Origin of the sequence: Cognatiyoonia sediminum, from assembly GCF_900129845.1 — a bacterium.
Taxonomy (GTDB): domain Bacteria; phylum Pseudomonadota; class Alphaproteobacteria; order Rhodobacterales; family Rhodobacteraceae; genus Cognatiyoonia; species Cognatiyoonia sediminum.
In genome coordinates this window covers 292627-311578 of the sequence record NZ_FQXB01000001.1, presented here as the reverse complement: position 1 = coordinate 311578, position 18952 = coordinate 292627, and the positions used below count along the sequence as shown (strand labels likewise).

Below are 18952 nucleotides of genomic sequence, written 5' to 3'. Positions count from 1 at the left end.
CAAAGTGGCACGCAATTGGCGCGGATGCCTCAAAAAACCCAACAAGGACAGGGTCTGTAACCCAAATCGACCGCAATCCATTCGCATTTGGTTCTTCGCTTCTCTTTCAAAGGAACCTTTACCATGAACGGTACCTAAGCATAACTTTCTGAAATTATTGACGTTTTCGAATCCGTTGGCTCATTTACCCTCTAAGTTGAGTATACGGCACACCTCCACTGCGCCTAAGTAGAGTATTGTTCGCCCTAAACATGTGTTCTTCGCGCCTCACCTTGATCTATCTTAGCAAAAAGCCACAAGAAATTTCACGGAGAGCTTGTTTTTCAAAACGAGTGCATTCATAACCTTAGGTAACTGATTATGGGGCCTCACAAGGTTGACTCGCTGTCAGCACCCTCGTAGTCCAGTTCAGAGTCGACTTTAAGGAGATCAAAATGACATTTGTAAAACTCGCTGCTGCAGCCGCTTTGGCTGTTACTGCAACCACAGCAACAGCTGGTGGCCTTGCACCTGAAATTGATGAGCCACCTGTAGTGATCGTAGATCCAGTAGAGCCTACATCTTCTCTTTCCGGCCTGGTTGTCCCAGCAATCTTGGTTGCACTGATCGCAGTTGCTGCTTCCTCCGAGTCCGACAGCGACTCCGAGTAATAGCATAAGGCTTCAGCCTTAACAGAACGTAAAAAGGGCACGCGACGGCGTGCCCTTTTTATTTTTAACTTAGACTTTCTAGTGAACGCCGGCACCAACCCCATCGCCGCCGTCCTTGAGGGAAGTAAGACGCGCCTCCTCTGCGGCTTCATCCCACTCAATCGCTTCAGGTTGGGACACCAGCGCATGTTTCAACACTTCTGACACATGCGTCACCGTGATGATCTCAAGACCTTCTTTCACGTTGTCCGGAATCTCCGGCAAGTCCTTAGCATTCTCCTGTGGAATGAGAACCGTCTTGATCCCACCACGAAGCGCCGCAAGGAGTTTCTCTTTCAAACCACCAATCGGCATCGCATTCCCGCGCAAGCTGACCTCACCTGTCATGGCGATATCTTTGCGAACCGGAATACCCGTAAGAACAGAGACAATCGAGGTGACCATGGCCAAACCAGCGGATGGACCATCCTTAGGTGTTGCTCCGTCAGGGACGTGCACGTGAATATCGATCGTGTCGAACTTCGTGGGTTTCACACCAATCTCAGGCGCGATGGAGCGCACGTAGGAAGACGCAGCGTCGATCGACTCTTTCATCACATCGCCCAGTTTACCGGTGGTTTTCATTCGACCTTTACCGGGCAAGCGGAGCGCTTCGATGTTCAAAAGCTCCCCACCTACTGATGTCCATGCAAGACCCGTCACAACGCCAACCTGGTCTTCTTTCTCAGCAAGGCCGAACCGGTGTTTTTCAACACCCAAGAAGTCGTTGAGGTTATCGGCAGTCACTTCAATGACATCCATGTCGCCTTTAACGATCGTCGTCACCGCTTTCCGCGCAACTTTAGCCAACTCTCGTTCAAGGTTCCGAACACCAGCCTCTTTCGTGTAGAGCTGGATTGCCTTGGTCAAAGCCTCATCGGTGATCGAGAATTCTTTCTCTTTCAAACCATGGTTCTTCAGAACTTTTGGCAACAGGTGTTGACGCGCGATTTCGCGTTTTTCGTCCTCGGTGTAGCCCGCAAGCGAAATGATCTCCATCCGGTCCAACAATGGCCCCGGCATATTGTAGCTGTTCGCCGTGGTCAGGAACATCACGTTAGAGAGGTCATATTCAACCTCCAAATAGTGATCCACAAATGTGGAATTCTGTTCCGGATCAAGCACTTCAAGCATCGCGGATGCCGGGTCGCCACGGAAATCCTGACCCATCTTGTCGATCTCATCGAGCAAGATAAGCGGGTTTGTTGTCTTTGCCTTTTTCAACGCCTGGATGATCTTACCCGGCATAGAGCCGATGTAGGTCCGGCGGTGGCCACGGATTTCGGATTCGTCACGCACACCCCCAAGGGAGATGCGAATGAACTCACGCCCTGTCGCTTTCGCAACAGATTTACCAAGCGAGGTCTTACCGACACCGGGAGGGCCAACGAGGCACATGATCGGGCCTTTCAGCTTTTTCGAGCGTTGCTGGACCGCAAGGTACTCAACGATCCGCTCTTTGACCTTTTCCAGACCATAGTGATCGTCATCAAGGATCGCCTGCGCTTTGTTCAGGTCTTTCTTGGTGCGTGATTTCACGCCCCATGGCACACCCAACACCCAATCGAGGTAGTTGCGCACGACCGTGGCCTCCGCAGACATCGGCGACATGTTTTTGAGCTTTTTCAACTCCGCATCGACTTTGTCTTTCGCCTCTTTCGACAGCTTGGTTTCAGCGATTTTCGCCTCAAGCTCGTCGACCTCGTTCTGGCCTTCTTCACCGTCCCCAAGCTCTTTCTGAATGGCCTTCATTTGCTCATTCAGATAGTATTCACGCTGGGTCTTCTCCATCTGCGATTTCACGCGGGTTTTGATCTTTTTCTCGACCTGCAAGACGGACATTTCGCCTTGCATCAAACCAAAGACCTTTTCCAAACGGTCGGTCACGGAGAGTGTTTCCAAAAGCTCCTGCTTTTGATCGACTTCGATACCCAGATGACCGGCAACAAGATCGGCAAGTTTATTGGCTTCTGTTGTTTCGCCAACAGCGGCCATTGCCTCTTCTGGGATATTCTTTTTGACCTTGGCGTAGCGCTCAAATTCGTTCGCGACCGAGCGCACGAGCGCATCAACCTCTTCAAGGTTGCCCGGCAATTCTTCCAGCGACTCCGCAGTCGCTTCAAAGAAGTTCGGGTTGTCTACAAATTCAGTGATCCGCACGCGGCTGCGGCCTTCGACAAGCACTTTGACGGTGCCATCAGGCAGTTTCAGCAGCTGCAAGACATTTGCCAAGACACCTGCCCGGTAGATGCCATCCACCTGCGGATCATCTTCGGCCGGGTCCATCTGGCTCGACAACAGGATCTGTTTATCGTCCTGCATCACCTCTTCCAGCGCGCGCACCGACTTATCGCGGCCGACAAAGAGCGGCACGATCATATGTGGGAACACCACGATGTCGCGAAGCGGCAGGACTGGGTAAGAGGAACTCAATGGTTCGTTCATGCTCAATTTCCTTTTTTGGCAAGACGGCCCGTCCCGCTTTGCGGCAACGTTGCTGTCTCCTTTTCGGATTCAATATCTGGGGGTCAACCGCAGATATTCAACCATGTTATTAGCCTTGGAAGGGAGTTTTGCCCTGACAATTCCGTGGGGGCAAGGAAGGGATCGCAGTTTTCCACGATTCTTTTCGTTTCTGCGAACAAGTTGTCCGCAAAAGCGGGATTGAACACGGTTTAGGGGCCTGAGGCCGTTTCTTTTTTTGGCTTCGCTAGATGCCGTTAAGCCAAAATAAGCGCGGCGATTCCGGCGACTGCGGACCAAGAAAGAGTAATCATTAGAAAAGGCATGGCAGACTCACTTGCTAAAACAAGCCCTACATAACGCTTTCATTGCGCCATCCGTATGGAGGATTTCCGGACCATTTTAAGGCAATTAGATCGGATCGATATCACCTTGCGCCCGCATTGCGTGAAAATCAGCCTCCCAAGCGTCAAAGGTTCCTGCCGCAATTGCATCCCGCATACCCTGCATGATCTCTTGGAAATAGTGCAAGTTGTGCCAAGTCAGAAGCATTCCAGCGATCATCTCATTGGAGCGGAAGACATGATGCAAATAGGCGCGCGAATAGTTGCGGCAGGCTGGACAGGTGCAGTGTTCGTCCAAAGGCCGCGGATCGTCAGCATGTCGCGCATTCTTGATGTTTATGACGCCGCGACGCGTGAACACCTGCCCCGTGCGGCCAGAGCGTGAGGGCAACACGCAATCCATCATATCGACACCGCGTTTGACCGCCCCCACGATGTCGTCGGGTTTGCCGACGCCCATCAGATAGCGCGGCTTGTCTTCTGGCAGTTGATCCGGTGCAAAATCGAGGCAGCCAAACATCGCATCCTGCCCCTCGCCAACTGCAAGGCCGCCAATGGCGTAGCCGTCAAAGCCGATAGATTTCAGGGCTTCGGCGCTTTCTTCGCGGAAATCCTGCTCCAAACCGCCCTGTTGAATGCCAAAAAGCGCATAGCCCAGCCGATCACCGAACGCATCACGTGATCGCTGCGCCCAGCGCATGGAAAGCCTCATGCTTTCGGCAATGCGATCTCGGTCGGCCGGCAATGCGGGGCATTCATCGAAACACATCACGATGTCTGAGCCCAGAAGCCGCTGGATTTCCATCGACCGTTCTGGCGTCAGATGATGCTTTGAGCCATCGATGTGAGATTGGAACGTAACACCTTCCTCAGTCAGCTTTCGCAGGCCCGCTAAACTCATCACCTGAAAGCCGCCGCTGTCGGTCAGGATCGGTTTGCTCCAATTCATGAACTTATGCAGGCCGCCAAGGTTATTGATCCGCTCCGCCGTGGGGCGCAGCATCAGGTGATACGTATTCCCAAGCAAGATTTCCGCGCCGGTAGCCGCAACGCTTTCCGGCATCATGGCCTTCACTGTCGCCGCAGTACCCACCGGCATAAACGCAGGCGTGCGAATATCGCCTTTTGGCGTATGGATCACACCGGTCCTCGCTTTGCCATCCTGACCCAATTTTTCAAAGCTAAAGCCGCCCATGCGTTCCCTTTCCGTCATCGCGCCCCATATGCAGAATTTGCAACTGGTTCGCAATGATATCCGCTTTGCGCTTTACCGCCGGAAAACATTTCTTATATGAACACTCAGGAATAACAGGATCTGCAAGATGACTGATGACACAAGCCCGATGGAAGGCGTCCCACTGATCGCCCCTTCCAGTACAGAGCATCCCCTCTACGACAGTATCGTAGCGGCCTGCAAATCCGTCTACGATCCAGAGATCCCAGTGAACATCTATGATCTTGGTCTGATCTACACGATTGCTATCGATGAAGAGTCTGCGGTGAACGTCACGATGACGCTCACGGCTCCGGGCTGTCCTGTAGCCGGCGAGATGCCAGGCTGGGTTGCCGATGCAATTGAGCCGCTTCCCGGTGTGAAACAGGTCGATGTCGAAATGACGTTCGAGCCGCAGTGGGGCATGGATATGATGTCTGATGAAGCCCGCCTTGAATTGGGCTTTATGTGAGGCAAACCGTCTTGGTTCTTGAGCTAACGCGCTGTCACGCCTAGATATAAGGCAAAGGAGCATTCATATGTTCGGTATTCCAGGTAAACAAGCCGTCACCATAACAGACAAAGCCGCCGCTCAGATTGCCAAACTGATGGCAAAGGATGGGCACGAAGGCTTGCGCATTGGTGTCAAAAAGGGCGGCTGTGCGGGCATGGAATACACAATGGATTACGTGACCGAGGTTGATCCACTTGATGAGGTCGTCGAGCAAGACGGCGCGCGGGTAATGATTGCACCTATGGCGCAAATGTTCTTGTTTGGCACCGAGATCGACTATGAAGTCAGCCTGCTGGAAAGCGGCTTTAAGTTCCGTAATCCAAACGTTGTTGATGCGTGCGGCTGCGGCGAGTCCATCAAATTCGACGAAAGCCTCGCTGCAGAATAGATTGTCTAGCTCGCCTTTTGCAGATGAACGTAGGTTTCTTTGTAACGCTGTTCTAAATGCGCACCCGCTGAAATTGGAGGCTTTCCCTTCGGTGCCACATTCGCGTCGTGGTTTGGATTGAAGAACAGCGGGATAGAGATGCGCTCGTCGTCGGTTCCAATCACACGGTGAGGCGTGGCAACGACCTTTCCACCGGTCCAAAACTCCAACATTTCTCCGAAGTTGATCACGAACTCCCCAATAGGGGCTGTCACAGGAATCCAACCACCGCCCCGTTTGCGCACTTCCAAACCCGGCGTTCCATCCGTCGCTAATAGCGTCAGGCAGCCATAATCGGTATGTGTCGCGATCCCAAAATCCCGCTCGCTCGCCCATTCGGGGCGCTCTGGGTAGAAGTTGCCGCGGACCAAAGACATTGGATAGGTGAACTGGTTGCGGAAATAGTCGGCATCTTCACCGACCGCATCCGCAATGGCGCAGAGCAGATCCAACGCAAACTCGGTGCTTTTGTAATAGTAAGAACGAAGCGCATCAGCGAAACCATCGGGCGCGTCCGGCCAAACATTCGGCGCATAGGTCAAAAGCCCCTTGGCGCTGTCGGGTGCGCCATCCGGCAGGATCGATCCAATATCAAACACTTGCTTGTAGTCAGGGTTCGCATTCGGATCGACTTGTTCCGACCCTGGCGCGCCCCACCCGCGATTGGAGCCTGTCTGGGCCATGTCATACTTCTGCTTCGTCGCTGCGGGCAGTTTGAAGAAGGCTCTGTAGTGTTCAATCGCGTCAGCAACGAAAGCTGGATCGATCGGCGTGTTGTGGACGGTCATAAAGCCGATGTCTGTCGCTGCCGTCGCAACCAAAGTTTTGGCTGCATCATGATCAAGGTGTGCCGCATCCAATAGGGCTTGTGCGTCAATTCTGGGTATCATGATCTACCCCTTCTTCTTTGGCTACTTGGCCGTCACATGGTGGGTATCGCGTAGAAACACAAGTCCTTTCGCTTTCCTAAGACGCTTGGTAAATAGTCGGAAACATTCGCGAAAAGGACACGACATGCCCCGCAAGATCGCAGCTGGAAACTGGAAAATGAACGGAACGGCGAGCGATCTTGGAGAAATCCTGGCACTTGTCACTGACCACCCTGATCCGAACGTCGACGTGGTGATCTGCCCACCTGCAACGCTTGTCTCTTCTTTGGCTCAAATGGATGGTCCGGTGCAGACCGGCGGACAGGATTGCCATGCAGCGGTAAGTGGCGCCCATACCGGCGATATTTCGGCCACTATGTTGGCAGCAGCAGGGGCAAGCCATGTCATTGTCGGGCACTCTGAACGCCGGACTGACCATGGCGAAACGGATGCGCTGATAGCGAGCAAATCCAAAGCGGCCTATGATGCCGGTTTGGTCGCAATCATCTGTATTGGGGAAACATTGGAAGAGCGCGAGGCTGGTACAACCTTGGACGTGTTGGACGTACAACTCGATGGATCAATCCCCGATACGGCCCATGCAGCATATACGGTTATTGCTTATGAACCGGTCTGGGCAATTGGGACAGGGAAAGTACCAACTACGGACCAGATTGCCGAAGTTCACGCGCATATTCGGGCGAAATTGGCGGGCCGTTTCGCAGACGGCGCTGAGTTCTCGCTGCTCTATGGCGGTTCTGTGAAGGGTTCCAACGCGGCAGAAATCTTTGAGGTTCCACATGTTGACGGAGCTTTGGTCGGTGGCGCCAGCCTCAAAGCTGCCGACTTCAGTCCAATCGTTAGCGCGCTCGAAAACGCCTAGTCAAAGTCGATTATGGCGCCAAGACGGCCGACAGCGGTTTCAATGTCTGGGATGACATCATCCGCCCCGACAAGAGTGCTCACGTCTTCGACCTGATCAACAATATTCCCCGCCACAACGATATAGGCCATCGGTTGTGTTATACGGATGGCCAGAACCAGACTGATCAGCGCGGCCAGCATCCGTTCTGAATGCGCGACCAAAACAACAGACCTAAACCTGTGCTGCTCGGTCATGGCGATGATGGCGTCATGCGGCTCGCCCATAACCATTTCAACGTCCCAGCCTTGACGGCGGAAGACATCGGTAGCGATTTCAATGCCTAAGGTATGCGTCTCATCCGGCACCAATGCAAAGAGCGACCGCTTTTCCGGGCCCGCGAGGTTCAGGCTATTATCAAGAACGTGCCGTAAGCCACGAATAATGCGGTAAAGTTTTCCCGACGCCATTGTGACTTGAAGAAAGCTCACGCGGTCTTCTTCCCACATCACACCGAGCCGGCGCGCGGCCCCTGCGACGTATCCAAGATAGATATTTTCCGGCTCTATCCCGTCCCTGCGTGCCGCAAGAATAATCCGATCACCTGCGACTTCATCATTCGACAACAAAGCCTCACAAAGTAGATCGATTTCTTCCTCTGTAGGCATGTGCCCTGAGGACAAGTTTCGTGGCAGCCGAAACGCCAACCTGCGCACGACCTCGCGGGCCACGGCCTCAACTGCGTCCTGCGGCAAACGAGTTTGAACCAGACGAAAGTGCTCTTCCGCCTGCTCGTATGCCTCTTGATCTAGTTCCCTGTCGTCAAATGGCTTGTTTGCCACCTTCACGAGCTCCCTGTTGGCTAACACACCATTCGGCATTCCACGGTATGCGTTGGCTAACCGTACCACAGGGATGCCAAAGCGGGCCGCGTCAGAAGGTCGCGCTGCAGGCGCAGAAAGATTTGGGTTGCGCGAGCGGATACGAAGGCGCATCACATCGCTATGAAGACCTTTTCTCAATCCCCGACCGATCCAAATTTCGTTCAAAACCCCTACCCTTTCTACGATTTGGCGCGGCAATCGGGAGATGTGTTTTGGTGGTCTGACTATGAGATGGTCTGCGCCTTGTCCCGCTCCGCCGTGTCGGAGGCTTTGCGTGACAAACGTATGGGCCGTGAGGCACCGCCGGAGTTTGCGCCAAAGATAGCAGACCACGTTCAACCCTTCTATGACGTCGAAGCGCATTCGATGTTGGAACTTGAGCCGCCGAGACATACAAGACTGCGCGGCTTGGTTCTGCGGGCATTTACAAGCAGGCGGATTGCCTCACTGGAGCCAGAGATTGAAGCTTTGGCGCGCGATCTCTTGGCGAACCTCGGACCGGAACCGTTTGATTTGTTGGAAACATTCGCGCAGCCCTTGCCCGTTACAGTCATCGCACGGCTACTTGGCGTGCCAGACGATAAAGCAGACGACCTGCTCGCTTGGTCCAATGCGATGGTTGCGATGTATCAGGCGCGACGCACGAGGGAGATCGAAGACGCCGCTGTCAAAGCAACGCTAGAATTCAAAACCTATCTGTCTGACGTGATTGCTGAAAAGCGCCAATCGCCTCAAGACGATTTGGTGTCCTCACTCATTGCTGCAGAAGAAGATGGCGAAAAGCTCAGCAAAGACGAGTTGATGACCACCGTCATTTTGCTGTTGAACGCAGGCCATGAGGCGACCGTCCACACCATGGGCAATGGCGTCAAAGCTATGTTGGAGGCTGGCGTGACGGAGGTGACCCCTACGCTTGTGGAAGAGATCATGCGCTTTGACCCGCCGCTGCATATGTTCACGCGATGGGTCTATGAGGACATCGAGTTTCATGGGGCACAGTTGAAACGCGGCGATCAGGTTGCCTGCCTCTTGGGAGCGGCGAACCGTGATCCGGTTATATACGATAGCCCGAATAGCTTCATACCTGATCGAACGGCCAAAGCGCACACAGCCTTTGGCGGGGGTATTCATTTTTGCGTCGGTGCGCCCCTGGCTCGATTAGAGCTGTTGGTGGGGCTTCGCGTTTTGCTCGAGGTAATGCCGAATTTACGTTTGGTTGAGCCGCCAGAATATGCGGATTTCTATCATTTTCACGGGCTGAAATCGCTCAAAGTTCAGAATTGATACTTTAAAGATAGGGAGAAAATGACTGAAGATCTGATTGAACTTTACCAAACATACTACGTCGAAGGTTTTCGCACCAATGACATATCGCTCATCGATAAGATCGTCGACTACCCGATCACCTACATCAAAGACGGCGAGGTTTCTTTGCGGGATACATATCCTGTCGATCCAGCGGCGTTGAAAGCAGAACTAGATTGGGATCATTCCACCGATTGGTCTTTTGATGTGGCCGGCGTGAACGAAACCACGGCGCATATGGTCGCAAAAGCCACGCGATGCCGAAAGGACGGGAGCGTGATTGAGAAAGTCCATGGCTTCTACGCGTTTCGGAAAACCGACGCAGGTTGGAAGATGTACGTCCTTGCAGACATCGTCTTCTAGGACAAGCAAATGGCTTAAAGCGGTAAAGCCACCGTCGATTTAATTTCCTCCATCGATAGCAACGCGGTCACGTTGTGCACGCGGACCTCTGAAATCAATGCTTGATAAAAATCGTCGTAGGCCCGCGCATTCGCCACGCGGACTTTCAGGATGTAGTCAATGTCCCCTGCAAGCCTGTGAGCTTCTTGCACTTCTGGCCGATCTCGCAGCGCTTTCAAAAACTTAGCCTGCCATTCCGCCTCATGCTCTGACGTCCGTATGAGCACGAAAAAGCAGGCTTCGAACCCAAGTGCTTCGGCATCCAACATGACCGTCTGCTGACCGATGATCTCGGCATCCCGCAATTTTTTGATCCGGTTCCAAACAGGTGTCTTGGAACTCCCTACATTCTTGGCGATTTCATCCAAAGATTGGGCTGCATCGCGCTGCAGCTCTGCGAGTATTTTCCGATCTGTTTCATCTATTCGCAACGCCATTCCAAATTCTCCTGAATCTGAGAAGAACTGGCCTATTTAGCAACCAATTCAGAACTTATGTTCTTAATTATCTCAATATATGGGCAAAATAAAGAACTTTGTTCTATATAGAGAGCAAGGAACTGAGAAAGCCCTCCCAAATGGACCACTTTCCTATCTTCATGGCTGTCGAAGGCCGCCGCATTGTCCTCTCTGGTGGGGGGGATGCGGCTTTGGCGAAACTGCGTCTGATCCTCAAGACGACAGCGAAGATCACTGTAATTGCCGAAGAGGCGGCCCCTGAAATTCACGCTTGGGCCGCTGAGGGTAAGCTAACCTACATCCCGCGCGCGATGGAAGCGGGTGACGCGATGTGTGCGGTTTTATTCTACGCAGCCAACGAAGATGATGTTGAAGACGCGCGGGTTGCCGCTTTGGCTCATGCGGATGGTGCTAAAGTCAACATCGTCGACAATCTTGCGGATAGCCAGTTCATCACACCAGCGATCGTGGATCGCGATCCGGTGACGATCGCTATCGGTACAGAAGGTGCGGCTCCAGTTTTGGCGCGCGCGATCAAAGCTGACTTGGAGGAGCGCCTGCCCTCTTCGCTTGGTCTACTGGCGCGCATCGGAAAGACCTTCCGCCACGCGGTCGAGGTTTTGCCGATGGGCCGCAAGCGTCGCGAGTTCTGGTCGAACTACTATTTCAAAAACGGTCCCGAAGCCGTGGAAGCAGAAGGGGCTGAGGGCGTTCTTCCGGCCCTTGGCGCCCTTCTGGACACTCACGTCATGGCTAAAGGTGCCGAAGGTCACGTTGATCTGGTAGGCGCGGGCCCGGGCGATCCAGAACTGCTGACCCTCAAAGCGCGCAAGGCATTGGATAAGGCCGACGTTGTGATCCATGACCGTTTGGTCACGCCGGAAATTCTGGAACTGGCCCGTCGCGAAGCTATCATCATCGATGCGGGCAAAGAGGGCTTTGGCCAGTCGACGAAGCAGTCCGATATCGACTCACTCATCATCGAACATGCGATGAGCGGTCATCACGTTGTCCGTTTGAAAGCGGGCGATCCAACTGTCTTTGGCCGCTTGGACGAAGAGATTGAAGCCTGCGAAGCCGCTGGCGTCAGCTGGCGTGTTGTTCCGGGCATTACAGCTGCTTCCGCCGCTGTGGCCTCCATTGGTCAGTCGCTGACAAAGCGCAATCGTAACTCCGCCGTGCGATTGATCACGGGCCACGACACCAAGGGCTACGCCGATCAGGATTGGCGCATTCTGGCCGAACCCGGTCAGGTTGCGGCGATCTATATGGGCAAGAAAGCGGCGCGGTTTATCCAAGGTCGCTTGCTGATGCATGGTGCCGACCCAGCAACGCCTGTGACCATCATCGAAAACGTCAGCCGCACCGATCAGCGGATCATTTCGACCACCTTGGCCGAGATGGAACCGACCATTTCGAACGCAGGCCTCACTGGCCCCGCCCTCACTTTCTACGGTCTTGCTCCGCGCGATGCGGTCGCGGCCAGTTACGATATCAAAGAACAGGAGCTTGCATAATGCCTCGCGCCTTTACCCCAAAAGTCATCACAGCCAATGCATTGCTTGAAGGCGACGCGATTTGGTTCACAGAAAACAACGAATGGTCCCGCGACATCGCGGATGCGGAATTGATCACGGATGAAACACACGCCGATCTTCGTTTGATCGAAGCACAGGCGTTCGCCGATCAGATCGCGGGTGCGTATCTCGCTGATGCAAAGCAGACAGAGAATGGCCCGGCGCCGACGCATTTCCGCGAAGAGTTCCGCACGCGCGGCCCATCCAACTACCACCACGGCAAGCAGGCAGAGGCTTAAGAGATGTATAAGTATGACGACTTTGACGAAGCTTTTGTCCGTGAACGCGTGGCCCAGTTCCGCGGACAGGTAGAACGTCGCGTTGATGGCTCCCTGACCGAAGATGAATTTAAACCGTTCCGACTGATGAACGGCCTTTATCTGCAGCTGCACGCGTACATGCTGCGCGTGGCCATCCCTTACGGCACACTCAACAGCCGCCAAATGAACCAATTGGCCTTCATTGCCGAGAAGTGGGACAAAGGGTACGGCCACTTCACCACGCGTCAGAATATCCAATACAACTGGCCAAAGCTGCCAGATGTGCCTGATATGCTTGAGGCTTTGGCCGATGTTGAGATGCACGCGATCCAGACATCCGGCAACACGATCCGCAACGTGACGGCTGACCACTTCGCCGGTGCTGCGGGGGATGAGATTGCAGATCCACGCCCGGTCGCAGAATTGCTGCGCCAGTGGTCGACCGATCACCCTGAATTCCAAGCCCTGCCCCGCAAGTTCAAGATCGCGGTATCTGGAGCCGAGAATGACCGCGCTGTTTTGCGCGCGCATGACGTCGCGGTGCAGATCGTCGAAAAAGACGGCCAGCGCGGTTACCGCATCTTTGTGGGCGGTGGCCTGGGCCGTACGCCGATGATCGGCAAAGTCCTGCGTGACTTCCTGCCAGAAGCGGACCTGCTGCCTTATGTCGAAGCGGTTGTCAGCGTTTGGAACCTGCTCGGTCGTCGCGACAACAAATATAAAGCGCGGATCAAAATCACCGTGCACGAACACGGCATCGAAGAGATCAGCGAACGGGTCGAACAGCGATTTGCCGAAATTCGCCCAAGCTTCACTGGTGTGGATCAGAAACTCTTTGCCGAAATCAAAGAGCATTTCGCGGAACCCGCATACAAGTCAAGCGCAACAGACGCGTTTGATGCGTATAAAGCGGCGAACCCAGCCTTCCAGTCTTGGGCCGACACGAACCTGGCCGAACACAAGAACTCTGAATACGCGATTGTCTCTATTTCGCTCAAATCGCACGGCGCAACGCCGGGCGATGCGAGTTCAGAACAGATGCGCACTATGGCAGATCTTGCTTTGCGTCTTGGCCACGATGAATTGCGGATCAGCCATGAGCAGAACGTGATCCTGCCGCATGTCCATAAATCGGACCTGCCAGAGATTTATAACACGCTGCGCGAAGAAGGATTGGCGACCGCTAACATCGGGTTGATCAGTGACATCATCGCCTGCCCCGGCATGGACTACTGTGCGCTGGCCACGGCGCGCTCGATCCCGATTGCGCAAGAGATCGCGACGCGGTTTGACGAATTGAAACTGGAACATGAAGTAGGCCTGCTGAAGATCAAAATTTCTGGCTGCATCAACGCCTGTGGTCACCATCATGTTGGGCACATCGGCATCCTCGGCCTCGACCGGGCTGGTGTCGAGAACTACCAGATCACTCTGGGCGGTGACGGCACCGAAGATGCGGCGATTGGCGAACGCGCTGGCCCTGGCTTCTCTGCTGATGAAATCATTCCGGCCATCGAACGCTTGGTTCTGGGCTATCTCGACATTCGCGACAGCGCGGATGAGACGTTCCTTCAGACCTATCGCCGCCTTGGCATGGAGCCGTTCAAAGCCATCCTTTACCCAGAAAAGGCCGAAGCCAATGCCGCTTAAGGAACTTGCAGAACGCCGCAATTCGCTGCACCGGAAAAGCGACGCGCAAACCGTGCTACGGCACGCCTTGGCCGATCTGCATATCGGTCCGGTGGCGCTTGTCTCATCCTTTGGTGCCGAAAGCGTCGTGCTTTTGCACATGATCTCTGAGATCGACAAAAATACGCCGATCATCTTCCTAGACACCGAAATGCTGTTTGAAGAAACGCTTCAGTACCAAAAGGATGTGTCCGAGCACCTCGGCCTGACCGATGTGCGCGTTGTGAAACCGTCACGTGCTGCGGTATTTGAGCGCGACGTAGATGGGCTTTTGCATCAGGCAGAGATCGACGCGTGCTGTGCGTTGCGCAAAGTTGAGCCGCTTGAGAACGCGCTTCAAGAGTTCGGTGGCTGGCTCACTGGTCGCAAGCAATTTCAAGGCGGACAACGCCAAACCCTTCCTTTGTTCGAAAAGGACGGCCGCAAGATCAAAATCAACCCGCTGGCAAAATGGACGCGCGACGACATCGCCGCCTATATGGACAAGCACAATCTGCCGCGCCACCCGCTGGTGGCAAAGGGCTACCCGTCTATCGGATGCATGCCTTGCACAAGCCGCGTCGGCGATCACGAAGATTCCCGCGCCGGTCGTTGGCGCGACACCGCAAAGACCGAATGCGGAATTCATTTTGACGGTGGGAAAGCCACCCGAACCAAAGAGGCTGCAGCATGAGCACCATTATAACAGACAGCGGTTTCGCATCCGATGATTGGGCAGGAAATTTCGTTGCCTTGGACGAGTCCGCCGCAAACGACAGCGACTATGGGATCGATCTTGGATCCGACACGTCGCCTGAAGCATTGGCTGGGTTGATCAACGCGCCGATGATCCGCATTGATTTTCCAACCTCGGCAGATGGTCGCGGCTTTACGCTTGCTGCGATGTTGCGCCGTGCGGGCTTCAGTGGTCGGTTACGTGCCAAAGGACATGTCTTGGCGGATCAATATGCGATGGCGCGTCGTAGCGGTTTTGACGAAGTTGAAATCGATGATGCACTCGCCGCACGCCAGCCCGAAGATCAGTGGTTGCGCCGTACAGATTGGCGTGCGCATGACTATCAATCGCGGATGCGTGGCTAGATCACAAACCACAATCATTCAAAAATTTGACTAACTACTAAAATTGTGGCTAATAGCTGCAAGAGATGAGACTATGACAGAGCATACAGTTGTGACCGATCAACCCGCAAAAGCCGTACCGGCCTTGCCCGACGCGCAGACCGTGACGGAAGTAAAACACTACACAGACCGCCTTTTTTCCTTCCGCTGCACGCGCCCTGCGTCGCTTCGGTTCCGATCTGGTGAGTTTGTGATGATCGGTCTTATGGGCGATCCGCATCCTGAAACGGGCAAACAAAAGCCGCTCTTGCGCGCTTATTCCATCGCCTCCCCTGCGTGGGAGGAAGAGATGGAGTTCTATTCCATCAAAGTCCCTGACGGGCCTTTGACATCTAAATTGCAGCACATCCAGCCCGGCGAAGAGATTATTCTTCGTCCAAAACCTGTTGGAACCCTGGTGCATGACGCCTTGCTGCCCGGAAAGCGTTTGTATTTCTTTGCGACAGGCACAGGTTTTGCGCCTTTTGCATCGCTTCTACGCGAGCCTCAGACCTATGAGGACTACGACGAAGTCATCATCACGCACACATGTCGTGACGTCGATGAGCTGACCTATGGCCGTGACCTCATCGAGGATCTGAAAAAAGATGAACTGATGAACGAGCTGATGGGCGAAGGGTTTGGCGATAAGATCCAATACTACCCGACCACCACGCGGGAAGAGAGCCCGAAGATGGGTCGGATCACGACGCTCATCGAAAACGGTGAACTGTTTGAGGATCTTGGCGTCCCACCGCTGAACCCTGAAACGGACCGCGCCATGGTGTGTGGATCACTCGGCTTCAACCTCGACATCAAAGACCTACTGGAAAAAGCTGGCCTGAAAGAAGGTGCGAACTCTGACCCACAACAGTTTGTCATCGAAAAGGCATTTGTAGGCTAATTGATCGACCGAACACTTTGAAAGCCGCGCAATACTCCGCGCGGCTTTTTTGTTTGTGATTCAGAGGCCCAGCGCTGTCTTGATCTGCTCAAGCGCACCTTCAAGAAGCTCAGGATTGTCCTTCGCTCCCTCCAGCACGGTCGTGAGAGTAGTTTTCTGAACGTCGCTCAAATCGGAGTTGGCAATCATCTCGCCCACTTTGTCAGCATCGAAGCCGTCGAGCGACAACAGTTGCTGAACCATGCTATCGGCACCATCCGCGGCAGCCTCGGCGGTATCTGTGGCAGTATCTGTCGCGGCGTTAGCAGCATCTGCTGCTTCATCAACGGTTTCTTCGACCGCTTCCGTCGCGTCGTCGGCCATCTCAGTCGCTGTATCCGTGGTTTCCTCTACAGCTTCCTCGGTCGCTGCGGCAGCGTCATCAACAGCTTCCTCAACAACGTCGGCGGCGTCGCTAGCAGCATCCGCGGCTCCATCGACCACTTCTTCTGCAGTATCGGCCGCCGCTTCTGCGGCATCGCTGGCCGCGTCCGCTGCGTCATCGACAACGTCACTCATCGTTTCGTCGCCGGCAAAGTACTGGTATCCAAAATAGCCAAGAGCGCCCACAATCACCAAAATTAGAATTGCTCTCATCAGATCTGTCCTTCCTTAAAAATGTCAGCGGTCTCTACGCCACCGCTCCCTGGTTTATGACACCACCATGACGCGAGTCATTTCAATCCTTAAGGGGAAAACAACTTGCATCGGCGCTTTTTTGCGGGTTGAAGGCATATCGATGCGTCATTAGTTTGTGCGCACAACACCAATTGCTAAAAGGACGAAAACCATAGCACGCAGACCCCACAACGCGCCTCCACAGCGCGACACTGGCCCCCGCATCAACGATCGAATCCGGGCCACAGAAATCCGCCTCATCGGCGCTGAAGGCGAAAATGTCGGAGTTGTCTCTCCTGAACGCGCCCTCGTCATGGCAGAAGATGCCGGCCTCGATCTGGTTGAGATTTCACCAAATGCCAATCCTCCTGTCTGCAAGATCATGGATTACGGCAAATTCAAGTACGAGACCCAGAAGAAAGAAGCTGAGGCTCGGAAGAAACAAAAAACGATTGAGATCAAAGAGATCAAGTTCCGTCCAAATACGGACAACCACGACTACGAAGTGAAAATGCGCAACGTTTTCAAATTCTTGGAAAACGGCGACAAGGTCAAAATCACACTTCGGTTCCGTGGTCGTGAGATGGCGCACCAAGAACTGGGCCGTCAGCTTTTGGAGCGCGTTGCAGAAGACACCAAAGAGACCGGCAAGGTAGAGAACTTCCCCAAGATGGAAGGCCGCCAAATGGTCATGTTGATTGGGCCGGTTCAGAAATAATCTGAACAGCGCAATTGCAACCGGTTGCAAAACTGAATGTAGCGTCTTAGCCTACCCCTAGTTGGGGGTGGGCTATGCAGGGCTATTTTTCAGACGCAGATTGCAATATCGATAATTTCGCGGCGCATTTGGATCAGGTGACGGCGTCAGACGCTGTTCCATTTGCATCGAGTATCGTCCACAACATTCCTATCTATGACATGGAAGAGCTTCGACCGACCTTGCACAGCGAGCGGCGGCGCGCATTGCTCTCCGAATGGGCTGCGGTCATGCTGAATGGGTGTGGTGTGATTGTCCTGAAATCGGCCTATGCGCATACAGATGCCATCGATGAGGCAACCGATGTCTACCTAAAGATCATCGCCGAAGAGAAGGAACAATCCGGCGCAGTTGGAGATCACTTTGCCGCCGCGGGCAGCAATGACCGCGTTTGGAATGCCCTTCAAAAGCTATGTATGGCTGATCCCGCACTCTTTGCGAGATACTTCGGCAACGAAGCCATCCAAGCCGCCAGCGAGGCTTGGCTTGGACCGATGTACCAAATGACGGCGCAAGTGAATCTCGTCTACCCCGGCGGAGCGGCGCAGACCGCGCATCGTGATTATCACCTAGGCTTTCAGACGGCGGATGTAGCCGGCTCTTTCCCAGCGCATGTGCACGACTTGTCTCCGGTTATGACGCTGCAAGGCGCGATTGCCCATTGCGATATGCCGGTGGAGAGCGGGCCAACAAAACTGCTCCCGTTTTCGCAATCCTATCGTCCGGGCTATATGGCCTACCGTCTGCCAGAGTTTCAGGACCATTTCGAAGAAAACCATGTTCAGATACCACTGGAAAAAGGCGACGCGATCTTCTTTAACCCTGCCCTGTTCCACGCTGCCGGGTCGAATACATCCAAGGATATCAATCGCTTCGCCAACCTCCTTCAAGTTGGGTCGGCAATGGGTCGATCAATCGAGGCGGTTGACCGCACGGCGATGTGCAAAGCGCTCTATCCCGAATTGAGACGCGCCAACCTAAGCCCCCATGAAAAAGATGCGGCCATCGCGTGCTGCGCTGAAGGATACTCATTCCCAACCAATCTCGATAGTGATCCGCCCATCGGCGGCTTGGTGCCTCAAACGCACGCTGACCTATTTCGCGAAGCTTTGGATGAAGGCTGGGACAATGACGTTTTTGACGCAGCTTTGGATGAGCTCGACGCACGCAGGCGCGCTTAGGCTGTTGCGCGGTCACCGCGAAGCCACCGAATGAAATCTGGGATATCAAACACCAGTGATACGACGCTAACTGCAATCAAAACGCGAAGATACACTACATAATGCGATGGAACCCCGCCTTTGTTCGTCAATATCCAGTAGGCGAACAAAACCAAGGGTATCCAAAAGATGAGATGAGGTAACGCCATAAGCTTCGACATGCCTCGGTCTTTGAACATAATCGGGATGTTCAAGGCCATTCCTGCGATCGCGAGGCCTGCAATCCAGTCACCGCCAAAGAATGGAATGAACCAGAGGCTCGCGAGGTTTACGGGTACCAGAATGAAGACCATCCAGACCTTCACCCAAAGTGGTAAGCGCCAAAAGCTCGCCCAGATGTCTCTCAATAGGTTGGACATC

Annotated in this window: 21 protein-coding genes; 14 read left to right on the top strand and 7 right to left on the bottom strand. The window is 54.0% G+C overall.

Annotated elements, in window-relative coordinates; genetic code table 11:
• Positions 1 to 434 precede the first annotated feature (434 nt).
• Positions 435 to 650: a hypothetical protein gene (locus BUA85_RS01585; protein ID WP_072898767.1), complete on the top strand. Its 216-nt coding sequence runs from the start codon at positions 435 to 437 to the stop codon at positions 648 to 650.
• A 78-nt stretch (positions 651 to 728) separates the two neighbouring features.
• On the opposite strand, the gene lon is transcribed toward BUA85_RS01585, so the two are convergent.
• Both lon and tgt read right to left on the bottom strand, forming a co-directional pair.
• Entirely contained in the window at positions 729 to 3134 is a 2406-nt protein-coding gene (gene lon, locus BUA85_RS01580; protein ID WP_072898766.1) for an endopeptidase La, read from the bottom strand.
• Between the two features lie 429 nt (positions 3135 to 3563).
• Entirely contained in the window at positions 3564 to 4691 is a 1128-nt protein-coding gene (tgt, locus tag BUA85_RS01575; RefSeq protein ID WP_207548132.1) for a tRNA guanosine(34) transglycosylase Tgt, read from the bottom strand.
• 127 nt (positions 4692 to 4818) lie between these two features.
• Between tgt and BUA85_RS01570 the strand changes: the two genes are divergently transcribed.
• Positions 4819 to 5181, top strand: coding sequence for an SUF system Fe-S cluster assembly protein (locus tag BUA85_RS01570; RefSeq protein ID WP_072898764.1), 363 nt, complete (start codon positions 4819 to 4821; stop codon positions 5179 to 5181).
• A gap of 67 nt (positions 5182 to 5248) precedes the next feature.
• Positions 5249 to 5611 (top strand): HesB/IscA family protein, encoded by a 363-nt coding sequence (locus BUA85_RS01565; protein WP_072898763.1) that lies wholly within the window; start codon positions 5249 to 5251, stop codon positions 5609 to 5611.
• A gap of 5 nt (positions 5612 to 5616) precedes the next feature.
• Here BUA85_RS01565 and BUA85_RS01560 read toward each other — a convergent pair whose 3' ends face one another.
• Positions 5617 to 6540 carry an isopenicillin N synthase family dioxygenase gene (locus tag BUA85_RS01560; RefSeq protein ID WP_072898762.1) on the bottom strand — a complete coding sequence of 308 codons (924 nt, stop codon included), beginning with the start codon at positions 6538 to 6540 and terminating at the stop codon, positions 5617 to 5619.
• Between the two features lie 124 nt (positions 6541 to 6664).
• Between BUA85_RS01560 and tpiA the strand changes: the two genes are divergently transcribed.
• Positions 6665 to 7402 carry a triose-phosphate isomerase gene (gene tpiA / locus BUA85_RS01555; protein ID WP_072898761.1) on the top strand — a complete coding sequence of 246 codons (738 nt, stop codon included), beginning with the start codon at positions 6665 to 6667 and terminating at the stop codon, positions 7400 to 7402.
• On the opposite strand, the gene BUA85_RS01550 is transcribed toward tpiA, so the two are convergent.
• Positions 7399 to 8223, bottom strand: a complete 825-nt coding sequence (locus BUA85_RS01550) for a cobalamin B12-binding domain-containing protein (protein ID WP_110559057.1) — start codon at positions 8221 to 8223, stop codon at positions 7399 to 7401. The two genes, tpiA and BUA85_RS01550, sit on opposite strands and share 4 nt — an antisense overlap.
• Before the next feature lie 162 nt (positions 8224 to 8385).
• On the opposite strand from BUA85_RS01550, the gene BUA85_RS01545 reads away from it, so the two are divergent.
• A complete protein-coding gene (locus BUA85_RS01545; protein WP_072898760.1) occupies positions 8386 to 9549 on the top strand; it encodes a cytochrome P450 in 1164 nt (387 codons plus the stop codon).
• A gap of 21 nt (positions 9550 to 9570) precedes the next feature.
• Complete coding sequence (locus BUA85_RS01540; protein ID WP_072898759.1) at positions 9571 to 9933, top strand: hypothetical protein; 363 nt, start codon at positions 9571 to 9573, stop codon at positions 9931 to 9933.
• A gap of 14 nt (positions 9934 to 9947) precedes the next feature.
• Here BUA85_RS01540 and BUA85_RS01535 read toward each other — a convergent pair whose 3' ends face one another.
• Positions 9948 to 10409, bottom strand: a complete 462-nt coding sequence (locus BUA85_RS01535; RefSeq protein ID WP_072898757.1) for an Lrp/AsnC family transcriptional regulator — start codon at positions 10407 to 10409, stop codon at positions 9948 to 9950.
• Positions 10410 to 10549: 140 nt separating this feature from the next.
• Here BUA85_RS01535 and cysG point away from each other — a divergent pair, with 140 nt between their 5' ends.
• The 6 genes from cysG to BUA85_RS01505 all read left to right on the top strand — a co-directional run bounded on the left by cysG (position 10550) and on the right by BUA85_RS01505 (position 15958).
• On the top strand, positions 10550 to 11947 hold the full coding sequence (gene cysG, locus BUA85_RS01530; RefSeq protein ID WP_072898755.1) for a siroheme synthase CysG: 1398 nt from the start codon (positions 10550 to 10552) through the stop codon (positions 11945 to 11947).
• Positions 11947 to 12246: a DUF2849 domain-containing protein gene (locus tag BUA85_RS01525; RefSeq protein WP_072898753.1), complete on the top strand. Its 300-nt coding sequence runs from the start codon at positions 11947 to 11949 to the stop codon at positions 12244 to 12246. The genes cysG and BUA85_RS01525 overlap by 1 nt, the downstream gene beginning before the upstream one ends.
• A 3-nt stretch (positions 12247 to 12249) precedes the next feature.
• A complete protein-coding gene (locus BUA85_RS01520) occupies positions 12250 to 13917 on the top strand; it encodes a nitrite/sulfite reductase (protein ID WP_072898751.1) in 1668 nt (555 codons plus the stop codon).
• On the top strand, positions 13907 to 14629 hold the full coding sequence (locus tag BUA85_RS01515) for a phosphoadenylyl-sulfate reductase (protein WP_072898749.1): 723 nt from the start codon (positions 13907 to 13909) through the stop codon (positions 14627 to 14629). Before BUA85_RS01520 ends, BUA85_RS01515 begins: the two co-directional genes overlap by 11 nt.
• Entirely contained in the window at positions 14626 to 15036 is a 411-nt protein-coding gene (locus BUA85_RS01510) for a DUF934 domain-containing protein (protein ID WP_072898747.1), read from the top strand. Before BUA85_RS01515 ends, BUA85_RS01510 begins: the two co-directional genes overlap by 4 nt.
• A 73-nt stretch (positions 15037 to 15109) precedes the next feature.
• Positions 15110 to 15958 (top strand): ferredoxin--NADP reductase, encoded by an 849-nt coding sequence (locus BUA85_RS01505; protein ID WP_072898745.1) that lies wholly within the window; start codon positions 15110 to 15112, stop codon positions 15956 to 15958.
• Between the two features lie 60 nt (positions 15959 to 16018).
• Here BUA85_RS01505 and BUA85_RS01500 read toward each other — a convergent pair whose 3' ends face one another.
• Complete coding sequence (locus BUA85_RS01500; RefSeq protein ID WP_072898743.1) at positions 16019 to 16594, bottom strand: hypothetical protein; 576 nt, start codon at positions 16592 to 16594, stop codon at positions 16019 to 16021.
• 157 nt (positions 16595 to 16751) lie between these two features.
• Here BUA85_RS01500 and infC point away from each other — a divergent pair, with 157 nt between their 5' ends.
• A complete protein-coding gene (gene infC / locus BUA85_RS01495; protein ID WP_072898741.1) occupies positions 16752 to 17333 on the top strand; it encodes a translation initiation factor IF-3 in 582 nt (193 codons plus the stop codon).
• Positions 17334 to 17407: 74 nt separating this feature from the next.
• Positions 17408 to 18553, top strand: a complete 1146-nt coding sequence (locus BUA85_RS01490) for a phytanoyl-CoA dioxygenase family protein (protein ID WP_072898739.1) — start codon at positions 17408 to 17410, stop codon at positions 18551 to 18553.
• Here BUA85_RS01490 and BUA85_RS01485 read toward each other — a convergent pair.
• Complete coding sequence (locus BUA85_RS01485; RefSeq protein WP_072898737.1) at positions 18550 to 18951, bottom strand: hypothetical protein; 402 nt, start codon at positions 18949 to 18951, stop codon at positions 18550 to 18552. The genes BUA85_RS01490 and BUA85_RS01485 overlap by 4 nt on opposite strands.
• Between the last annotated feature and the right edge of the window lies 1 nt (position 18952).

Coding starts and splice junctions, on each gene's coding strand:
- BUA85_RS01535 (WP_072898757.1), bottom strand. CDS start 10,409: ATGGCGTTGCGAATAGATGAAACAGATCGGAAAATACTCGCAGAGCTG.
- tgt (WP_207548132.1), bottom strand. CDS start 4,691: ATGGGCGGCTTTAGCTTTGAAAAATTGGGTCAGGATGGCAAAGCGAGG.
- tpiA (WP_072898761.1), top strand. CDS start 6,665: ATGCCCCGCAAGATCGCAGCTGGAAACTGGAAAATGAACGGAACGGCG.
- BUA85_RS01485 (WP_072898737.1), bottom strand. CDS start 18,951: ATGTCCAACCTATTGAGAGACATCTGGGCGAGCTTTTGGCGCTTACCA.
- BUA85_RS01515 (WP_072898749.1), top strand. CDS start 13,907: ATGCCGCTTAAGGAACTTGCAGAACGCCGCAATTCGCTGCACCGGAAA.
- BUA85_RS01560 (WP_072898762.1), bottom strand. CDS start 6,540: ATGATACCCAGAATTGACGCACAAGCCCTATTGGATGCGGCACACCTT.
- BUA85_RS01570 (WP_072898764.1), top strand. CDS start 4,819: ATGACTGATGACACAAGCCCGATGGAAGGCGTCCCACTGATCGCCCCT.
- BUA85_RS01585 (WP_072898767.1), top strand. CDS start 435: ATGACATTTGTAAAACTCGCTGCTGCAGCCGCTTTGGCTGTTACTGCA.
- BUA85_RS01505 (WP_072898745.1), top strand. CDS start 15,110: ATGACAGAGCATACAGTTGTGACCGATCAACCCGCAAAAGCCGTACCG.
- BUA85_RS01525 (WP_072898753.1), top strand. CDS start 11,947: ATGCCTCGCGCCTTTACCCCAAAAGTCATCACAGCCAATGCATTGCTT.
- BUA85_RS01490 (WP_072898739.1), top strand. CDS start 17,408: ATGCAGGGCTATTTTTCAGACGCAGATTGCAATATCGATAATTTCGCG.
- BUA85_RS01545 (WP_072898760.1), top strand. CDS start 8,386: ATGAAGACCTTTTCTCAATCCCCGACCGATCCAAATTTCGTTCAAAAC.
- BUA85_RS01500 (WP_072898743.1), bottom strand. CDS start 16,594: ATGAGAGCAATTCTAATTTTGGTGATTGTGGGCGCTCTTGGCTATTTT.
- lon (WP_072898766.1), bottom strand. CDS start 3,134: ATGAACGAACCATTGAGTTCCTCTTACCCAGTCCTGCCGCTTCGCGAC.
- BUA85_RS01510 (WP_072898747.1), top strand. CDS start 14,626: ATGAGCACCATTATAACAGACAGCGGTTTCGCATCCGATGATTGGGCA.
- BUA85_RS01520 (WP_072898751.1), top strand. CDS start 12,250: ATGTATAAGTATGACGACTTTGACGAAGCTTTTGTCCGTGAACGCGTG.
- cysG (WP_072898755.1), top strand. CDS start 10,550: ATGGACCACTTTCCTATCTTCATGGCTGTCGAAGGCCGCCGCATTGTC.
- BUA85_RS01540 (WP_072898759.1), top strand. CDS start 9,571: ATGACTGAAGATCTGATTGAACTTTACCAAACATACTACGTCGAAGGT.
- BUA85_RS01565 (WP_072898763.1), top strand. CDS start 5,249: ATGTTCGGTATTCCAGGTAAACAAGCCGTCACCATAACAGACAAAGCC.